This window comes from Kitasatospora sp. CB02891 (genome assembly GCF_002803145.1).
GTDB lineage: Bacteria > Actinomycetota > Actinomycetes > Streptomycetales > Streptomycetaceae > Kitasatospora > Kitasatospora griseola.
Genome location: NZ_NNBO01000003.1, coordinates 32,304 through 48,688, shown reverse-complemented (window position 1 = coordinate 48,688; position 16,385 = coordinate 32,304). Strand labels below are relative to the sequence as shown.

Sequence of the window (16,385 nt, the reverse complement as noted above, 5' to 3'; positions counted from 1 at the left end):
GCGGGGCCTTCGGGGGGTGAGGCGTGGATCAGACGTTGACGCCGTGGGCCGCCAGGTAGGCGACGGGGTCGATGTCGGAGCCGTAGTCCGGGGTGGTGCGGATCTCGAAGTGCAGGTGCGGGCCGGTGACGTTGCCGGTGGCGCCGGAGAGGCCGATCTGCTGGCCCGCCGTCACGGCCTGGCCGGCCGAGACGGAGATCGAGGACAGGTGGGCGTACTGGGCGTACTTGCCGTCGGCCAGCTTGATGACGACCTGGTTGCCGTAGGCGCCGCCGTTGCCGGCCGAGACCACGGTGCCCGCGGCGACGGCCTTGAGGCTGGTGCCGGTGGCGACCGGGAAGTCGATGCCGGTGTGGTAGCCGCTGGACCAGTTGGAGCCGGCCACCTTGTAACCGGTGGTGACCTTGCCCGGCGCGGGGGCCACGTACGCGGCGTTGGCGCTGGTGGTCGCGGCCACCGGGGCGACCGGCACGGTGGTGACGGCCGGAGCCGGGGTCGACGCCTTCGGGGCCGGGGCCGCCTGCTGGGTCTTGGCGGTGTCGGCGACGGCCGGCTTCGTGACGGTGACGGCCGGCTTGGTGGCGGGCTTCGGCGCGGTGACGGGCTTCGGCGCGGCGGCGGGCTTCGCGGCGGTGTCCGAGGAGGCGGACTTGGCGGCCGGGGCCTTCGCGGGGGCGGCGGCCTGGCCGTTGATGGTCAGCTGCTGGCCGGGGAAGATCAGGTCGGGGTTGCCGCCGACCACGGAGTGGTTGTCCTGGTACAGCTTCTCCCAGCCGCCGTCCACGTGCTGCGCGGCAGCGATCTTGGACAGGGTGTCGCCGGAGACGACCCGGTAGTCGTGCGCGGAGGCGACCGGCGTCGCGTCCGTCGAGACCTGGGACGCCGGGCGGTTGGCGCCCTGCTCGGTGGCGGTGTGCGCGGAGGCGGCGGTGACCGGGAGACCGATCGCGGCACCGGCCACACCGGCGGCGATGGCGATGCGGGCGACGGTGGCCAGGCGCGGCTTGCGGTGCTTGCCCTGAACGGACATGAAGCATTCCTCTCCGACGCCTGCGAGGTGAGCTGTCGGGTTCGGGCGAGAGTTGCCCGGCCGCAGAACTGCGGCTTCACCCCGAGCCGTTCCCGGATGTTCCCGGGCCCGGCGACTTACCTGTGGTTCCCCCGCTCCTGCCGTGGCGTGGTATCTGGTCGGCACCGGACGACGGCAGGACTAGGCGTTCCGTCCGGTGGCCCGCCCGGTCACTGGCCGGGCTGCGGACGAAGCAAATCCCACGGCCCGCGAGGCTGGCAAACGCCGACCGGCCCCGTTCCCAAGATCGGGAAGGGGCTGACGGTCCACCAGGTCACGCGGTGTCGACCGGGCCACTGCGGTGCGCGTACGGGATCATGACAGTGCGCGTACGAACCCCGCACGGTGGGCGACCTCGGCCACCGTGCGCGTTCGGTCGTGGACCCGGCGTGACGCCGCGGGTGACCCTGGTCACCTGCGGGCAGGCCGAATGGACGGTGCGGGGGTGCCTCCCGCCCGTCGTGGCGTGTCGCCGGAGAGCCGACGCGGCGTCAACCCGCGATCGAGGCGATGGCCTTGGAGACCGAGGTGAGGAACTGCTGGATCGGGCCGGCCATGGTCGACTGGCTCAGCATGAAGCCGAACAGGGCGGCGACGATGGCGTGCCCGGACTTCAGCTGCTTGTTGCGAATGAAGATCGCGACGATGATGCCGAACAGGACAAGCGCGGAGACGGAGAAGGCCACCGGGACTCACTTCCTCGATTCGTGGCGGGGGTTCGGGTGAAAGCCGGCGATGGCTCCCAGGCGGAAACCGGCCCCAGCCCCCCGTGTCCCCACCACTCCATCCGGACTCAGTGTGGTCGCTCGTGCGGAGTGCGTAAAGAACTTGCCCGGGGCTCCTGCGCCCGAACCCGCCTGGTAGGACTGATTTTCGCCGACCGCGACGATAGCGGACGGGTTCTGACGGCCCGTCGGCGGGCGGCGGTCCGCGCAGGCCGGCGCGGTAAACCGGCAGGCAGATCCGGTGTCACCGGCCGGCCCGGACGCCGCACCGGAATTGGCCGAAGATCAACGCCCGGGTTTGACACTCCGTGGACACTCCGCGCTCACCGGGCCTGCACTCGCCGCGGCTTCAGCGGCGCCAGATCAGCAGCACCGCGCGGTCGTCGTTGACGTGCTTGGCGACGGTGTCGATCAGCCGGACCGCCGCCCCGGACCGGATCGCCACCGGTGCGGCGGCGACCAGCCGGTCGGCCTCGCCCATCAGCCGGTCCATGCCCTCGGCGAGGTCGCGGCCGGGGATCTCCACCATGCCGTCGGTGCACAGCATCAGGACGTCGCCGGGGCCGAGGGTGCCGCGCACCCCCTCGAACTTGGCCTCGTCGTAGACGCCGAGCAGCGGGCCCTCGGCCTCCTTGACCTCCCAGCGACCGGCCCCCGCGAGGCGGTGCATGCCGGGCAGGTGCCCGGCGGAGAGCAGTTCGTACTCGCCGGTGTCCAGGTCCACCACCAGGTGGACGGCGGTGGCGAAGCCCTCTGCCCAGTCCTGGCGCAGCAGGTAGCCGTTGGCGGCGGGCAGGAAGTCGTGGGCGGGCAGCGAGCCGAGCAGTCCGCCGAAGGCGCCGGACAGCAGCAGCGAGCGGCTGCCGGCGTCCATGCCCTTGCCGGAGACGTCGGCGAGGACGACTTCGAGCACCCGCCCGCCGGGGCCGGTGCGGGCGGCGGCCATGAAGTCGCCGGAGAAGGACTGGCCGCCGGCCGGGCGCAGCGCGGTGTCGGTGTGCCAGCCGTCGGGCAGTTGCGGGATGCGGCCCTGGACCCGGATCCGCTCGCGCAGGTCGAACAGCATGGTGGAGCCGCCCCGCCAGGGCACGCCGATCCGGCGGCGGAACTGGGCGACCAGCAGCCCGGCGACGCCGACCGCGCCGACCACCAGGGCGGCACCCGGGGTCACGCCGTGGGTGTAGGCCTCGGGCTGCGCGCTGGCGACGCGCTCCCCGGTGTGCACCAGGGACTCGGCGATCAGCCCGCCCGCCGCGACGGCGTACAGCAGCACCAGGGTGCCGGGGCGCAGCAGCAGGGCGCCGGCCAGCACCGGCAGCACCAGGGCGGTGGGTGGGGCCCAGTCGGGGATCGCGATGTTCAGCAGCACCAGCACGGGCACGGCGAGGGCGAGGGCGGCGAACGCCCACCAGTCGGCGCCGTCGCCGCGGAAGTAGTCGACGCCGGTGCGGCGCAGCCTGCGTCGGGCCCGGTACAGCGCAGCGCGCAGCCGGGCCGTCACGGGCTCGCGGGGCGGTCTGCCGCCCCGGCCCGTCGCTCCGGTGCGCGCGCTGTCGGCCATGGGGACCGACCTTATCCACCGGCGGTGCCCGCGTCGACGGCCCGGGTGGCACCGAGTGCAACGGGAGCGGCACGCTCCGGTGGGTTTCGGCCGCCGGCGCCGCGACGGGGAGCACCGGAGACCGGAGACCGGCATGGGCGCGACAAATCGGTCGCACGCTTCCGGTTCGGGTGGTAGGCAGGGCCTCATGACGATTCGACACCCCGAACTGACCCTGCGGCCGTTGCGCGCCGAGGAGTGGGAGACCTGGTACAGCACCCTGGACGTGGCCTTCGGCGGCGGCGGGGAGGCCCCCGCGGAGCGCGCGCTGTGGCACGAGTTGACGGAGGTGGAGCGTTCGCTGGCGATCTGCGAGGGCGAGCGCATCGTCGGCGGCGGCTCGGCGTTCAGCTTCCGACTGGTGGTGCCGGGCGGCGCGGTGGTCCCGGCGGCGGGCGTGACGATGGTGGGCGTGCTGCCCACCCACCGGCGCCGGGGCGCGCTGACCGCCATGATGCGCCGTCTGCTGGCGGACGTGCGGGCGGCCGGGGAGTCGCTGGCGGTGCTGACGGCGTCCGAGCCGGCGATCTACGGGCGGTTCGGCTACGGGCAGGGCACCCGCAAGGCCGTGGTGTCGATGCTCCGCGGCCGGGTGAAGGTGCACACGCCGGAGCGCCGCGGCGGGCTGGTGCTGCGGCTGGCCGATCCGACGGCCGAACTGGCGCGCTGCGAGGAGCTGTACGCCCGCCTCGCCACCCGCCGCCCGGGCACCCTGCTGCGGCAGCCCGGCTGGGAGAAGCTCCCGGTGCTGGACGCGCCGGAGTCCCGCAGCGGCTTCTCCCCGCTGCAGTCGGTGCTGGCGGAGGACCCGGAGACCGGCGAGCTGCTCGGCTACGCGCGGTACGCGGTGAAGGACGACTGGAACGAGCGCGGCGCGGCCGGCGTGGTCCGGGTCCGCGCGGTGCAGGCGGAGCAGCCCTGGGTGTACGCCCGGCTGTGGGAGTTCCTGCTGGACCTGGACCTGACGGAGCGGGTGGAGGCGTTCAACCTGCCGGCGGACGACCCGCTGCTGCACCTGGTGTCGGACGTCCGGCACCTGACGCCCCGGATGATGGACGCCATGTTCGTGCGGCTGGTGGACCTGCCGAAGGCGCTCGGGGCGCGCGGCTGGGCGCAGCCGGTGGACGCGGTGCTGGAGGTCACCGACGCGTTCTGCCCGTGGAACGCGGGCCGTTGGCGGCTGACGGCCGCGCCGGGCAAGCCGGCCACCTGCGTGCCGACCGACGAACCGGCCGATCTGGCGCTGGACGTGCGCGAGTTGGGCTCGGCCTACCTGGGCGGCACCTCGCTGACGGCGTTGGCCGCGGCGGGTCTGGTGCACGAGCTGCGGCCGGGTGTGCTGGAGCCGGTGTCGGCGGCGTTCCGCTCGGGGCTGGAGCCCTGGCTGCCGCACGGCTTCTGACCGGCTGCCGGAAGACGCGCGCCCGCCCGGGCAACTCCCGGGCGGGCGCGGTGCGTTGTGGCCGGATCAGCCCTGCGGGTGGTGCGCCGGAATGGGCGGCAGCTCGCCGGTGGTCTCGTACTCGGAGAGCATCTCGATCCGGCGGGTGTGCCGGGGCTCGCCGCTGTACGGGGTGTTGAGGAAGATCTCGACGAACTTGGTGGCCTCGTCCAGGGTGTGCATCCGGCCGCCGACCGAGATCACGTTGGCGTTGTTGTGCTCGCGGCCGAGGGCGGCGGTCTGCTCGCTCCAGGCCAGCGCGGCGCGGACGCCCTTGACCTTGTTGGCGGCGATCGCCTCGCCGTTGCCGGAGCCGCCGATCACCACGCCCAGCGCCTCGGGGTCGGCGGCGGTGCGCTCGGCCGCCCGCAGGCAGAACGGCGGGTAGTCGTCCTCGGCGTCGTAGATGTGCGGGCCGCAGTCGACCGGCTCGTGCCCGGCCTCCTTCAGCCACTCGACGAGGTGGTTCTTCAGTTCGTATCCGGCGTGGTCGGAGCCCAGGTAGACGCGCATGGACACGAGTGTGACATGCCACCGGGCCCGCGCCCCGGCAGGGGCGGCGGGCCCGGTTCGGACGGGTCGTCAGCGGCGGCCGAGGAGCTTCCAGGTGAGCGGCAGGGCGCCCATCGCGAGCGCCATCTTCAGCGCGTCGCCGATCAGGTACGGGTACATGCCGAGGCTCGCGGCCCTGGCCAGCGGGACGTCCAGGGCGAACGCCAGGTACGGCACGCCGACCGCGTAGATGACCAGGCTGCCGAGCGCCATCGCGCCGGCGGTGCGCAGCGGGCTGCGGTCGGCGCCGCGGCGGGCCAGCGCGCCGGTGAGGGCGGCGGCCAGCACGAAGCCGATCACGTAGCCGAAGGTGGCCATGCCCGCGCCGGAGGTGCCCTCGGCGAACCAGGGCAGGCCGGCCGCGCCGGCCGCCAGGTAGAGGCCGAGCGCGGCGGCGCCGCGGCGGGCGCCGAGCGCGGTGCCGACCAGCAGCGCGGCGAAGGTCTGCCCGGTCACCGGCACCGGCGAGCCCGGCACGGGGACGGACAGCTGGGCGGCGATGCCGGTCAGCGCGGCGCCGCCGGCCACCAGGGCCAGGTCGCGGGTCCGCGCGCCGATCCGGGTGGACGCCTGCGGCAGCAGGTCGGCAAGGACGGCGGTGGACGGTGTCGACGCGGCGATGGCCATGGCTGCTCCCGGGATTCCGACGGAATGGATCATCTGTGAACCTACGCGCTGTCAGGGCTCCGCCACCGCGTCGGGGCACGACAAAGCCGACCGGGCCGGGCTTGTCGGGTCCGGCCTGTGACCAAGTCCTCACCGGGTGCTCACGGTGGTTCCGCCGTCACTGTCCGTCGGAACGGCGTCCGGATGCCGGTCCCGGTTGGGGCGTCCACGTCACATGCCGAATAGTGGACAGATCCCTCCGAAACGGTCGGACCGTCACACAGTCTGGAAAACCCTCCGCATGACCCGTACTCCACCCACCGCCAAGGCGACCGCCCGCCCGGCCGCCGACGGCGCGGCCGAGGACACCGGCCTGGCCCACGGACTCAAGCAGCGCCACCTGTCGATGATCGCGCTCGGCGGAGTGATCGGCGCCGGCCTGTTCGTCGGCTCCGGCTCCGGCATCGCCGCCGCCGGCCCCGCCGTGGTGCTCGCCTTCGCCGCCTCCGGGCTGCTGGTGATGCTGGTGATGCGGATGCTCGGCGAGATGTCCGCGGCCCGGCCCGCCTCCGGCTCGTTCTCGGTGCACGCCGACCGGGAGATCGGCCCGTGGGCCGGCTTCACCGTCGGCTGGCTGTTCTGGGTGCTGCTGTGCGTGGGCGTCGCGGTGGAGGCGATCGGCGCGGCCGGCATCGTCTCCGGCTGGCTGCCCGCCGTGCCGTCCTGGGCCTGGGTCGCGATGTTCATGGCGTTCTTCTGCGTCACCAACCTGGCGGCCGTTCGCAACTTCGGCGAGTTCGAGTTCTGGTTCGCCGCGATCAAGGTGCTGGCGATCAGCGCCTTCCTGGTGATCGGCGTGCTGGCCGTGCTCGGCCTGCTGCCCGGCACCGCCTCCCCCGGCGCCGACAACCTGACCGGCCACCACGGCTTCCTGCCGCACGGCGCGAGCGGGCTGGTCACCGGCCTGCTCGCCTCGGTCTTCGCGTACGGCGGTCTGGAGACCGTCACCATCGCCGCCGCCGAGTCCGAGAACCCCCGGCGCAGCGTGGCCCTCGCGGTGCGCACCGCGATGTGGCGGATCGCCCTGTTCTACGTCGGCTCGATGGCGGTGATCGTCACCCTGGTGCCGTGGGACGACCCGGCCGTGGTCCGGCCCGGCCCCTACGTGGCCGTGCTGCAGACCCTCGGCATCCCGGGCGCCGCGCAGCTGATGAACGTGGTGGTGCTGATCGCGCTGCTGTCCGCGATGAACGCCAACATCTACGGCTCGTCCCGGATGGCGCACTCGCTGGTCGCCCGCGGCCACGGCCCCCGGGCGATGGCCCGGCTGTCCGGCGGCGTCCCGCGGCGCGCGGTGCTGGCGTCCTGCGCGTTCGGGTTCCTCGCCGTGCTGCTCTCCTACTGGTGGCCGGAGACGGTCTTCACCTGGCTGCTCAACATGGTCGGCGCGGCCGTCCTGGTGGTCTGGGCCTTCATCGCCGTCGCCCAGCTCCGGATGCGCCGCCACCTGCCCGCGGCGCAGCTCCCCGTCCGGATGTGGGCGTTCCCGTACCTGACGTACGCCGCGCTGGCGGCGATCGCGGTGGTCCTGGTGCTGATGACGATGGACTCCGCCAACCGCATCCAGCTGTACTTCACCGCCGGCCTGACGGTCGCGCTGGCGGTCGTCGGCCACCTGCGGAGCCGCCGACCGGCGGTCTGACGCACCTGGAGGAGCCCCCGCACCCCGGAAAGGGTGCGGGGGCTCCTCCGTGCCCGGCTACTCGAACGAGGGCCCCGCGGTGCGGGTGCGCTTGATCTCGTAGAAGCCGGGCGTCGACGCCACCAGCAGCGTGCCGTCCCAGAGCCGGGCCGCGGCCTCGCCGCGCGGCGTCGGGGTGACGACCGGGCCGAAGAAGGCGACCCGGTCGCCGTCCGGGCCTTCCACGGCGATGACCGGGGTGCCGACGTCCTCGCCGACCAGGCCGATGCCCTCCCGGTGGGAGGCGCGCAGCTTCTCGTCGAACGCGTCCGTGTCGGCGGCGTCCGCGAGCTCGGCGGGCAGCCCGGCGGCGGTGAGCGCGGCGACCACGGTCTCCCGGGTGTTGGGCAGGCCCTGGTTGTGGAAGCGGAGGCCGAGTTCGGTGTAGAGCCGGCCGAGCACCCCCTCGCCGTGCGCCTCGGCGGCCGCGATCAGCACCCGGACCGGGCCCCAGCCGGCGGCCAGCAGCTCGCGGTACTGCTCGGGCACGTCGTCCCGGCCCTCGTTGAGGACGGACAGGCTCATCACGTGCCAGCGGACGTCCACCGGGCGGAGCCGCTCGACCTCCAGCATCCAGCGGGAGGTCATCCAGGCCCACGGGCAGATCGGGTCGAACCAGAAGTCGGCGGTCTTGCGGCGGTCGGCAGTGCTCACGTGCGGTGTCCCCATGAATCGGCGGTCGAGCGGTGCGGGGTCTCCCCCGCGGAGCTGCAACCCGGACCCGGCCGTGATGATTCCTCGCCCAGTGCAATGGCACCGTGGGGAGGGCGTGAAAGGATTGCCCCCGACGGGGTGCCATGAACACTCCGAAAGCCGTGTGTTCCGTACAGAGGAGTACCGCCGTGCCGGGCAAGAACCTGAGCCGTGAGGAGGCCCGCGACCGGGCCGGGATCATCCGGGTGGAGAGCTACCGCGTCCACCTGGACGTGAGTGCGGCGGCCGACCCCGGCCGACCCACCTTCCGTTCCACCACCCGGATTTCGTTCGACTGCAACACCCCGGGTGCGTCGAGCTTCGCCGACCTGCTCGCCCCCGAGGTGGTCTCCGTCGAGCTGAACGGGCGCCGGCTCGACCCGGCCGAGGTGTTCGACGGGGCCCGGGTCGCGCTGCCGGAGCTCGCCGCGCACAACGAGCTGACGGTGGTCGCCGAGTGCGCCTACAGCCGCACCGGCGAGGGCCTGCACCGCTTCGTCGACCCGGTGGACGGCGAGACCTACCTGTACACCCACTACGAGCCGGCCGACGCCCGCCGGGTGTTCGCCGACTTCGAACAGCCCGACCTGAAGGCCCCGTTCAGCTTCACGGTGACCGCCCCCGCGGCCTGGGACGTGTACGCCAACGCGGTGCACGAGGAGATCACCGAGGACGGCGCCGCCCGCACCTGGGAGTTCGCGCCGACCAAGCCGATCTCCACCTACCTGACCGCCGTGGTGGCCGGCCCGTACCACGTGGTGCGCGACCACTACTCGCGCAGGCTGGCCGACGGCAGCGTGCTGGAGATCCCGCTCGCCGCCACCTGCCGCCGGTCGCTGGCCCCCTACTTCGACGCCGACGAGATCCTCACCGTCACCAAGCAGGGCCTGGACTTCTTCCACGACGAGTTCGACTACCCGTACCCGTTCGGCAAGTACGACCAGTGCTTCGTCCCCGAGTACAACATCGGCGCGATGGAGAACCCCGGCTGCGTGACCTTCCGCGAGGAGTTCATCTACCGCTCGAAGGTCACCGAGGCCGCCTACGAGGCGCGCGCCAACGTGATCCTGCACGAGATGGCGCACATGTGGTTCGGCGACCTGGTCACCATGAAGTGGTGGGACGACCTGTGGCTGAAGGAGTCGTTCGCCGACTTCATGGGCTCCTTCGCGCAGATCGAGGCCACCAAGTACAGCGCCGCCTGGATCACCTTCGCCAACCGCCGCAAGGCCTGGGCGTACCGGCAGGACCAGTTCCCCACCACCCACCCGATCACCGCGGACATCCGCGACCTGGAGGACGCCAAGCTCAACTTCGACGGCATCACCTACGCCAAGGGCGCGTCCGTCCTCAAGCAGCTGGTCGCCTACGTCGGCCGGGACGCGTTCTTCGAGGGCGCCCGCCGCTACTTCAAGAAGCACGCCTTCGGCAACACCGTCCTCGGCGACCTGCTGGACGCCCTGGAGGAGACCAGCGGCCGCGACCTGCGCAGCTGGTCCGCCGCCTGGCTGCAGACCTCCGGCGTCAACACCCTCACCCCCGAGGTCACCCACGACGCCGAGGGCCGGATCACCGAACTGGCGATCCGCCAGGACGGCGAGGTGATCCGCCCGCACCGGATCGCGGTCGGCCTGTACGACCTCGCCGAGGACGGCGCGCTGCGCCGCACCGACCGCTACGAGCTGGACGTCACCGGCGCCCGCACCGTGGTCGCCGACGCGGCCGGCCGTTCACTGCCCGCGCTGGTGCTGCTCAACGACGACGACCTGACGTACTGCAAGGTCCGGTTCGACGAGCGCTCGCTGGAGACCCTGCGCACCGGCCTCGGCGACCTCACCGGCGAGACCGGCCTGGCCCGGGCGCTGGCCTGGTCCGCGGTGTGGAACCTGACCCGGGACGGGCTGATGCCCACCCGCGACTACCTCGACCTGGTGCAGCGCTTCGCCGGCCGGGAGTCCGACATCGGCGTGCTGCAGTCCCTGCACCAGCAGGCCGGCACCGCCCTGGAGCTGTACGCCGACCCGGCCCGCCGCGCCGAGTACGGCACCGCGCTCGCCGAGGTCGCGCTGCGCGAGCTCGCGCAGGCCGCCCCCGGCAGCGACCACCAGCTCGCCTGGGCCCGCTTCCTGGCCGACACCGCCGAGCGCGCCGACCACCTGCAGCTGCTGCGCGGCCTGCTGGAGGACACCGCCCGGATCGACGGCCTGACGGTGGACCAGGAACTGCGCTGGAGCTTCTGGCTGGCCCTCGCTGCCAACGGCGACGCCGGCACCGAGGAGCTGGCCGCCGAACTGGCCCGCGACAACACCGCCAGCGGCCGCCGCCAGCACACCCAGTGCCTGGCCGCGCTCCCCACGCCGGAGGCCAAGGCCGCGGCCTGGAGCGCCGTGGTCGACTCCGACGAGCTGCCCAACGCCCTGGTCGAGGCGCAGATCGCCGGCTTCAACCAGGCCGGGCAGCGCGAGCTGACGGCCGGCTACGCCGAGCCGTACTTCGCGATGCTGGAGTCGATCTGGGCGGACCGCTCGATCGAGATCGCGATGCGGATCGTCGGCGGTTTCTTCCCGCAGTACCAGACCACGCCCGAGACCCTGGCGGCCACCGACGCCTGGCTGACCGCCCACCAGGACGCCGCGCCCGCGCTGCGCCGCCTGGTGCTGGAGTGCCGCGACGACCTGGACCGCGCCCTTCGCGCCCAGGCCTGCGACGTCCAGTAGCCCACCCGCGCGCAACGGCCCGGCCCCCGCTCCGAGTTGGAACGGGGGCCGAGCCTTCTGCCGTACGGCGGACGCTACTTGAGAGTGGCGGAGGTCAGACCCGCCTGGACCTGGCGCTGGAAGGACAGGTACACCACCAGCACCGGCAGCATCGCGATCGTCATACCGGCGAACAGCGCCGGGGCGTCGCTCTTGTAGCCGGACTGCAGGGCCAGGTTGACCAGGCCCTGGGCGAGCATCGAGTGGTCGGCCTCGCCGGCCGTGGTGGGCTGCATCAGGGTGACCGGCAGGATGTACTGGTTCCACTGGCCGAGCACGTTGAAGATGCCCACGCTGATCAGGCCGGGCTTGGCCATCGGCACCATGATCTGGAAGAACGTCCGGGTGTGCGAGCAGCCGTCCAGCATCGCGGCCTCGTGCACCGCGCTCGGCAGGGTGCGGAAGAACGAGTACATGAAGAACACGGTGAACGGCAGCGAGTAGGCGACGTACACCAGGATCAGGCCGGCGTAGCTGTTCAGACCGAGGTACGGCGAGATCTCACCGAGGTTGCGGACCATGAAGAACAGCGGCACCAGGGCCAGGTACACCGGGAACATCGAACCCGCGACGAACAGGTAGTAGATGAACCGGTTGCCCTTGAACTCGTAGCGGGCCAGCACGTAGGCGGCCATCGAGCCGAGCAGCATGGTCAGGGTGACGGAGCCCAGCAGCACGATGACGGTGTTGGCGAAGAAGCCGCCGATGCCCTTGGACCAGGCACGGGAGAAGGCGTCGAAGCCCCAGTGGGCCGGCCAGCTCCAGGCCGAGCCGTTGATCTGCGCGTCGGTCTTGAACGAGCCGAGGACGACCCAGAGCAGCGGCAGGAGGATCAGCACGGCCCAGACGGCCAGGAAGCCGTGCGAGAAGACGTTCAGTGCGCCGCCGCCGTCGGCGAAGCGCTGGTCCTTGCCCGGCTTGGGCTTGGTGCCGCGCTGACCGGGGACGCTCGCGGTCTTGTCGAGAGTGGTCATGTCCGGTCCCCGCTCAGTACTCGATCTTGTCGCGCTTGGTGGCCCACAGCGAGACGATGGTCAGAATGAGGGTGAAGAAGAAGATCACCACACCCATCGCACAGGCGTAGCCCGCCTCGCCGTTGCGCAGGAAGCTGCGCATCAGGTAGGTCGAGATGAGCTCGCTGTGGTGGTCGGGACCACCGCCGAAGTACGCGCCGGGAGTGATCGACGAGACCAGCGCGAAGGCGTCCATGGCGACGATGGCCAGGTAGACCCAGGCGGTCTGGACGGTCTCCCAGAGCAGCGGCAGGGTGATCTTGAAGAAGGTCTGGCCGCGCTTGGCGCCGTCCAGCAGGGCGGCCTCGTAGATGTCCTTCGGGATGCCCTGCATGGCGGCCGAGAACAGCACCAGGTAGAAGCCGACGCCGGACCAGACCAGCACCGCCAGCACGCACCACATGACCAGGTCGGGGTCGGACAACCACTGCACCGGGTCGTTCACGGTGGCCAGGCCGAGCTTGATCAGGACGCCGTTGGCCAGGCCGGACTGGTCGGTGCGGTACACCGCGCCCCAGAGCACGGCGAGGATCGCGATCGACAGCACCTGCGGGAAGAAGAAGACGACCTTGTAGAACGGCGCGCCCTTGACGCCCTGCACGCCACCGGTGCCGCCCTTGCCGCCGACGTTCAGCATGAAGGCGAAGAACAGCGCGATCAGGATGGTGACGACCGGCAGCAGGATCAGCAGCAGCAGGTTGTGCCAGAGGGCACCGGCGAAGACCTCGTCATCGAGGAGTCTCGTGTAGTTGTCCAGGCCGATGAAATCCATCTCCTGGCTCGCCCCGGACCAGTTGGTCAGGGAGTATCCGAAGGTCTGCAGGTACGGCCAGAGCACCAGGCCGACGTACAGCACGATCGGAAGGAAGAGGAACCCCACGATGAAGGGGTACTTGCCGTGACGCATGGTCACTTTCTCCTGTCCGTCAGGAAGACGCACCGGGGGCGTCTCGATGCCCCCGGTGCGTTGATCGAGTGACCGATCAGGCGGTCTTGTTCTTGGTGGCCGATTCCTTGGCCCGCTTGATCCACTCGGCGGGAGTGATGCGCTTGGCCATCAGCTCGCCCGAGGCGTTCTGCAGGTCCTCGTCGAACTTCGAAGCGGTGTTCGGGTACTGGAAGTTGAAGGTCTTGTCGCCCGCGGCCTTCAGCGCCACCACGGTGGAGGCGGTGCCCGGCTTCAGCTGGACCTCCGGGCCGACACCGTCCTTCAGGCAGGTGAGGCTGTTGGCGGTCTGGGCGAACTTGCCCGAGGCCTCCTTGGTCAGCATCATCCGCAGGAACTCCAGGCCGCCGGCCACGTTCTTGGCCTTCGACGGGACGATGAACGGCTCGCCGGCACCGGCCCGGATGGCCTCGAAGGGCAGCTTGTCGCCGGGCAGCGACGGCATCGGCAGGAACTTCATGTCGAAGTCGGCCGGGGTGGTCGGCAGCTGCTCGTTCTCCAGCCAGGAGCCGGACGGGATGAACGCGGCCTTGTACTGGTTCCACGCCGTCTGCGACTCGGTGTGGGTCATGCCGTTGGTGCCGGGGAGCAGGAAGTCCTTGTCGACGATCTGGTAGAACGCGTCGAGCACGGACTTCACGGCCGGGTCGTCCCACGCGGTGGCGTCGAGGGAGTCGATCCGCTTCATGAGGTCCAGGCCGCCCTGCTTGGCGATCATGTCCATCATGACGACGTTGATGTAGTACGGGTACTTGCCCTGGTGCGCGACCGGGGCGATGCCCTTGGCCTTGATCTGCTCGCACAGGGTGATGAACTCGGCCCAGGTCTTCGGCGCGGTCCAGCCGTTGTCCTTGAACAGCTTGCCGGAGTACCACCAGCCGAACACGGTGTACACGTAGGACAGGTTGTAGACCTTGCCCTTGACCGTGCCGGAGTCGATCGTGCCGGGCATCAGCACGTCGCGGATCTTCTTCGACGGGTCGTCGATGTACGGCGCGTCCAGCAGCGGGGCCAGGTCGGTGAGCTGGTTGGAGTCCGCGAGGACGTCCAGCTTCATCTGCTTGGCGCCCGAGTCGTCGATGACGTCCGGCGGGGAGCCGGCGTTGAAGCGCGGCTGGAGCTTGCCGGTGACGTCCTTGTCGGCCTGGTGGTTGATCTTCGCACCCGGGAACTGCTTCGAGTAGATCGCCTCGAACGCCTTGGCGTACTCGTTGCCGTAGCCGCCGTCGAAGATGAAGACCTCGAGACCGTCGGCGTCCTTCACCCCGAACGGGTTCTTGGCGTCGCTCAGGTTGAAGCCGCCCGCCGCCTTGGTGCCCTTGTCGGAGCTCCCGGTACCGCCGGCGCAGGCCGCGAGCAGCGAGCTGCTGCCGGCCGCCAGGACGGTGATCGCGGCCGCGCGCTTGAACAGGTCGCGGCGGTTGTACTCAGTTGCAGAGCCCATGCGTGCCCTAACCCCTCAGTTCCAGAAGATATGAGCCGAAGCTGACGATGCGTCAACTTCCTTGGCCCGAAAGGTGCCCAGCGGCGAAGATGCCGGTCAGAGGCTGTGTGATGATGCGCAAAGGTATAGTCCACTGTTCATCTGACAGCAATAGGCCGCCGGTCTGATAACAAACCTGACAGTCAAAGCGTTGTCGGCGGTGCAGCATGTGCAATGTGCAGGGACCCTGCACATTACGTGTCCGCGCCAGCCATGAGCGCGAATCTAGCGCGCAAATGTTCGTTTGAACATAGAAATGCGCAGCTTCGCGCATTACGGTTCGAGAACCGTGACGACGAAGCCGCGCATCGGTGAGCGCCTGACGAACCCTCAGTTATCCTCAGTCGTCCCGAAGCCCCTTGTCCAGCGCGGCGATCATGCTGCCCTGGGCGTCGTCGCCGTCCAGCGACCAGACCATCACCCCGCCCAGGTCGTTCTCCTGGACGTAGCGGGCCTTGCGGGTGGCCAGCTCCGGGGTGTCGTACGTCCAGAAGTCGGTGCCGTCGAACTTCCAGCTCGCCCCGTGCGCCCGGTCGTTGTGGACCGTGCCGGGCAGCTCCTTGATCTGCTTGTAGGACAGGGTGCCGCCGCGGGCCAGCCCGGTGGCCGACTGGTACAGGCCGTTGCCCCGCGGGCCGCCCGGCACGCCCGTCCAGCCGAAGCCGTAGAGCGGGACGCCCACCACGGCCTTCTTCGACGGCAGGCCGCGGTCCGTGTAGGTGCCGACCAGCCGGTCCACGCTCAGCTGCAGCCCGGTGGGGTCGTTCGGGTCGGAGTACAGGTTCGACTCGTGGTTGGTCGGGCCCTTGGTCTCCCACGGGCCGTGCAGCTCGTAGGCCATCAGGTTCAGCCAGTCCACCGACCTGGCGACCTTGTCGATCTCGAACTTGTCGATCGCGGACTCACCGGCCGGCACCGCCGCGGTGAGCAGGTAGTGCGGGCCCTTCCTGCCGGACAGCGCGTCCAGCTGGGTGCGGAACTCCTGCATCAGCAGGGTGAAGTTCCGCCCGTCCTCGGGACGCACCACGTTGCCCTCGTCGCCGGGGCTGCCCGGGTACTCCCAGTCGATGTCGATGCCGTCGAACACCCCGGCGCCCGCGCCCGCGCCGCCCTCGGCCGAGCCCAGCTGCGGCAGGTCGCCCTTGAGGTACAGGTCGATGCAGGAGGAGACGAACTTCTTCCGGGAGGCGTCGGTGAGCGCCGCGTCCGAGAAGTGCTTGGACCAGCTCCAGCCGCCCAGCGAGATCACCGCGCGCAGCTGCGGGTTCTTCGCCTTCAGCTTGCGCAGCTGGTTGAAGTTGCCCTTGAGCGCCTGGCCCGGGGCGTCCGCCACGCCGTCCACCGACTCCTCGGCGCCCACCGGGCGCTGGTAGTCGGCCCAGGCGTCGCCCACCCCGGCCGCGTTCGCCTCGAAGCAGGAGCCGTCGGCGGAGACGTTGCCGAAGGCGTAGTTGATCACGGTCAGCCGGCCGGCCTGGCCGCTGTCCTGGACCTTCTTGGCGGAGAACCCGCTGTAGATGCCCCACTGGGTGAAGTAGCCGACCCGCTGGCCGTTCAGCCGGTGGCCCTTCTCCTGGGCCTGCGCGGTGGCCGGGGAGACGAGCAGGGCGCCGATGGTCGCGGCGGCGAGGAGTGCGGAGGTTCGTCTGGTGGTCATTCCGTGAATCTCTCCGATTCAGCGTCAATTGGTATGGACCAAGTGCTGATGGAGAGGTCTAGTCCACCCTGCGGGCACCGCACAAGGGGATGGCCGGGATTCC

General features: G+C 71.0%; 13 protein-coding genes and 1 riboswitch. Of the genes, 3 read left to right on the top strand and 10 right to left on the bottom strand.

From position 1 onward, the window contains the following. Window positions 1–28: 28 nt before the first annotated feature. From CG736_RS09030 to CG736_RS09020, 3 genes are all read right to left on the bottom strand, one after another. On the bottom strand, window positions 29–1,030 hold the full coding sequence (locus CG736_RS09030; protein WP_100585680.1) for a M23 family metallopeptidase: 1,002 nt from the start codon (window positions 1,028–1,030) through the stop codon (window positions 29–31). A gap of 2 nt (window positions 1,031–1,032) precedes the next feature. Further along, window positions 1,033–1,188: riboswitch (cyclic di-AMP (ydaO/yuaA leader) on the bottom strand. A 372-nt stretch (window positions 1,189–1,560) separates the two neighbouring features. Then, a complete protein-coding gene (locus CG736_RS09025; RefSeq protein ID WP_043913995.1) occupies window positions 1,561–1,755 on the bottom strand; it encodes a hypothetical protein in 195 nt (64 codons plus the stop codon). 388 nt (window positions 1,756–2,143) lie between these two features. Next, window positions 2,144–3,355 (bottom strand): PP2C family protein-serine/threonine phosphatase, encoded by a 1,212-nt coding sequence (locus CG736_RS09020; RefSeq protein ID WP_100585679.1) that lies wholly within the window; start codon window positions 3,353–3,355, stop codon window positions 2,144–2,146. A gap of 187 nt (window positions 3,356–3,542) precedes the next feature. Between CG736_RS09020 and CG736_RS09015 the strand changes: the two genes are divergently transcribed. Then, a complete protein-coding gene (locus tag CG736_RS09015; RefSeq protein ID WP_100585678.1) occupies window positions 3,543–4,796 on the top strand; it encodes a GNAT family N-acetyltransferase in 1,254 nt (417 codons plus the stop codon). Window positions 4,797–4,862: 66 nt separating this feature from the next. On the opposite strand, the gene CG736_RS09010 is transcribed toward CG736_RS09015, so the two are convergent. After that, window positions 4,863–5,348: a ribose-5-phosphate isomerase gene (locus CG736_RS09010; protein ID WP_100585677.1), complete on the bottom strand. Its 486-nt coding sequence runs from the start codon at window positions 5,346–5,348 to the stop codon at window positions 4,863–4,865. A 69-nt stretch (window positions 5,349–5,417) separates the two neighbouring features. Next, entirely contained in the window at window positions 5,418–6,014 is a 597-nt protein-coding gene (locus tag CG736_RS09005; RefSeq protein ID WP_100585676.1) for a biotin transporter BioY, read from the bottom strand. Window positions 6,015–6,294: 280 nt separating this feature from the next. Here CG736_RS09005 and CG736_RS09000 point away from each other — a divergent pair, with 280 nt between their 5' ends. Further along, window positions 6,295–7,695: an amino acid permease gene (locus CG736_RS09000; RefSeq protein ID WP_100585675.1), complete on the top strand. Its 1,401-nt coding sequence runs from the start codon at window positions 6,295–6,297 to the stop codon at window positions 7,693–7,695. Window positions 7,696–7,752: 57 nt separating this feature from the next. On the opposite strand, the gene CG736_RS08995 is transcribed toward CG736_RS09000, so the two are convergent. After that, a complete protein-coding gene (locus tag CG736_RS08995; protein WP_100585674.1) occupies window positions 7,753–8,403 on the bottom strand; it encodes a DsbA family protein in 651 nt (216 codons plus the stop codon). Window positions 8,404–8,576: 173 nt separating this feature from the next. On the opposite strand from CG736_RS08995, the gene pepN reads away from it, so the two are divergent. Next, on the top strand, window positions 8,577–11,144 hold the full coding sequence (gene pepN / locus CG736_RS08990; protein ID WP_100585673.1) for an aminopeptidase N: 2,568 nt from the start codon (window positions 8,577–8,579) through the stop codon (window positions 11,142–11,144). Window positions 11,145–11,218: 74 nt separating this feature from the next. Here the strand turns inward: pepN and CG736_RS08985 are convergent, their stop codons facing one another. The 4 genes from CG736_RS08985 to CG736_RS08970 form a co-directional block, all read right to left on the bottom strand. After that, a complete protein-coding gene (locus tag CG736_RS08985; RefSeq protein ID WP_100585672.1) occupies window positions 11,219–12,157 on the bottom strand; it encodes a carbohydrate ABC transporter permease in 939 nt (312 codons plus the stop codon). 13 nt (window positions 12,158–12,170) lie between these two features. Then, on the bottom strand, window positions 12,171–13,103 hold the full coding sequence (locus CG736_RS08980; protein ID WP_100585671.1) for a carbohydrate ABC transporter permease: 933 nt from the start codon (window positions 13,101–13,103) through the stop codon (window positions 12,171–12,173). Between the two features lie 76 nt (window positions 13,104–13,179). Beyond that, the gene (gene ngcE, locus CG736_RS08975; protein WP_100585670.1) at window positions 13,180–14,586 is read right to left on the bottom strand and encodes an N-acetylglucosamine/diacetylchitobiose ABC transporter substrate-binding protein; all 1,407 of its coding nucleotides are present in this window, start codon (window positions 14,584–14,586) and stop codon (window positions 13,180–13,182) included. 379 nt (window positions 14,587–14,965) lie between these two features. Further along, window positions 14,966–16,282: a glycoside hydrolase family 18 protein gene (locus CG736_RS08970; RefSeq protein ID WP_100585669.1), complete on the bottom strand. Its 1,317-nt coding sequence runs from the start codon at window positions 16,280–16,282 to the stop codon at window positions 14,966–14,968. Between the last annotated feature and the right edge of the window lie 103 nt (window positions 16,283–16,385).

Bases quoted from the DNA above. Each gene is read 5' to 3' on its own strand.
- CG736_RS09030 (WP_100585680.1), bottom strand. From the start codon at position 1,030: ATGTCCGTTCAGGGCAAGCACCGCAAGCCGCGCCTGGCCACCGTCGCC.
- CG736_RS09020 (WP_100585679.1), bottom strand. From the start codon at position 3,355: ATGGCCGACAGCGCGCGCACCGGAGCGACGGGCCGGGGCGGCAGACCG.
- CG736_RS09015 (WP_100585678.1), top strand. From the start codon at position 3,543: ATGACGATTCGACACCCCGAACTGACCCTGCGGCCGTTGCGCGCCGAG.
- CG736_RS09010 (WP_100585677.1), bottom strand. From the start codon at position 5,348: ATGCGCGTCTACCTGGGCTCCGACCACGCCGGATACGAACTGAAGAAC.
- CG736_RS09005 (WP_100585676.1), bottom strand. From the start codon at position 6,014: ATGGCCATCGCCGCGTCGACACCGTCCACCGCCGTCCTTGCCGACCTG.
- CG736_RS09000 (WP_100585675.1), top strand. From the start codon at position 6,295: ATGACCCGTACTCCACCCACCGCCAAGGCGACCGCCCGCCCGGCCGCC.
- CG736_RS08995 (WP_100585674.1), bottom strand. From the start codon at position 8,403: ATGGGGACACCGCACGTGAGCACTGCCGACCGCCGCAAGACCGCCGAC.
- CG736_RS08985 (WP_100585672.1), bottom strand. From the start codon at position 12,157: ATGACCACTCTCGACAAGACCGCGAGCGTCCCCGGTCAGCGCGGCACC.
- CG736_RS08980 (WP_100585671.1), bottom strand. From the start codon at position 13,103: ATGCGTCACGGCAAGTACCCCTTCATCGTGGGGTTCCTCTTCCTTCCG.
- ngcE (WP_100585670.1), bottom strand. From the start codon at position 14,586: ATGGGCTCTGCAACTGAGTACAACCGCCGCGACCTGTTCAAGCGCGCG.
- CG736_RS08970 (WP_100585669.1), bottom strand. From the start codon at position 16,282: ATGACCACCAGACGAACCTCCGCACTCCTCGCCGCCGCGACCATCGGC.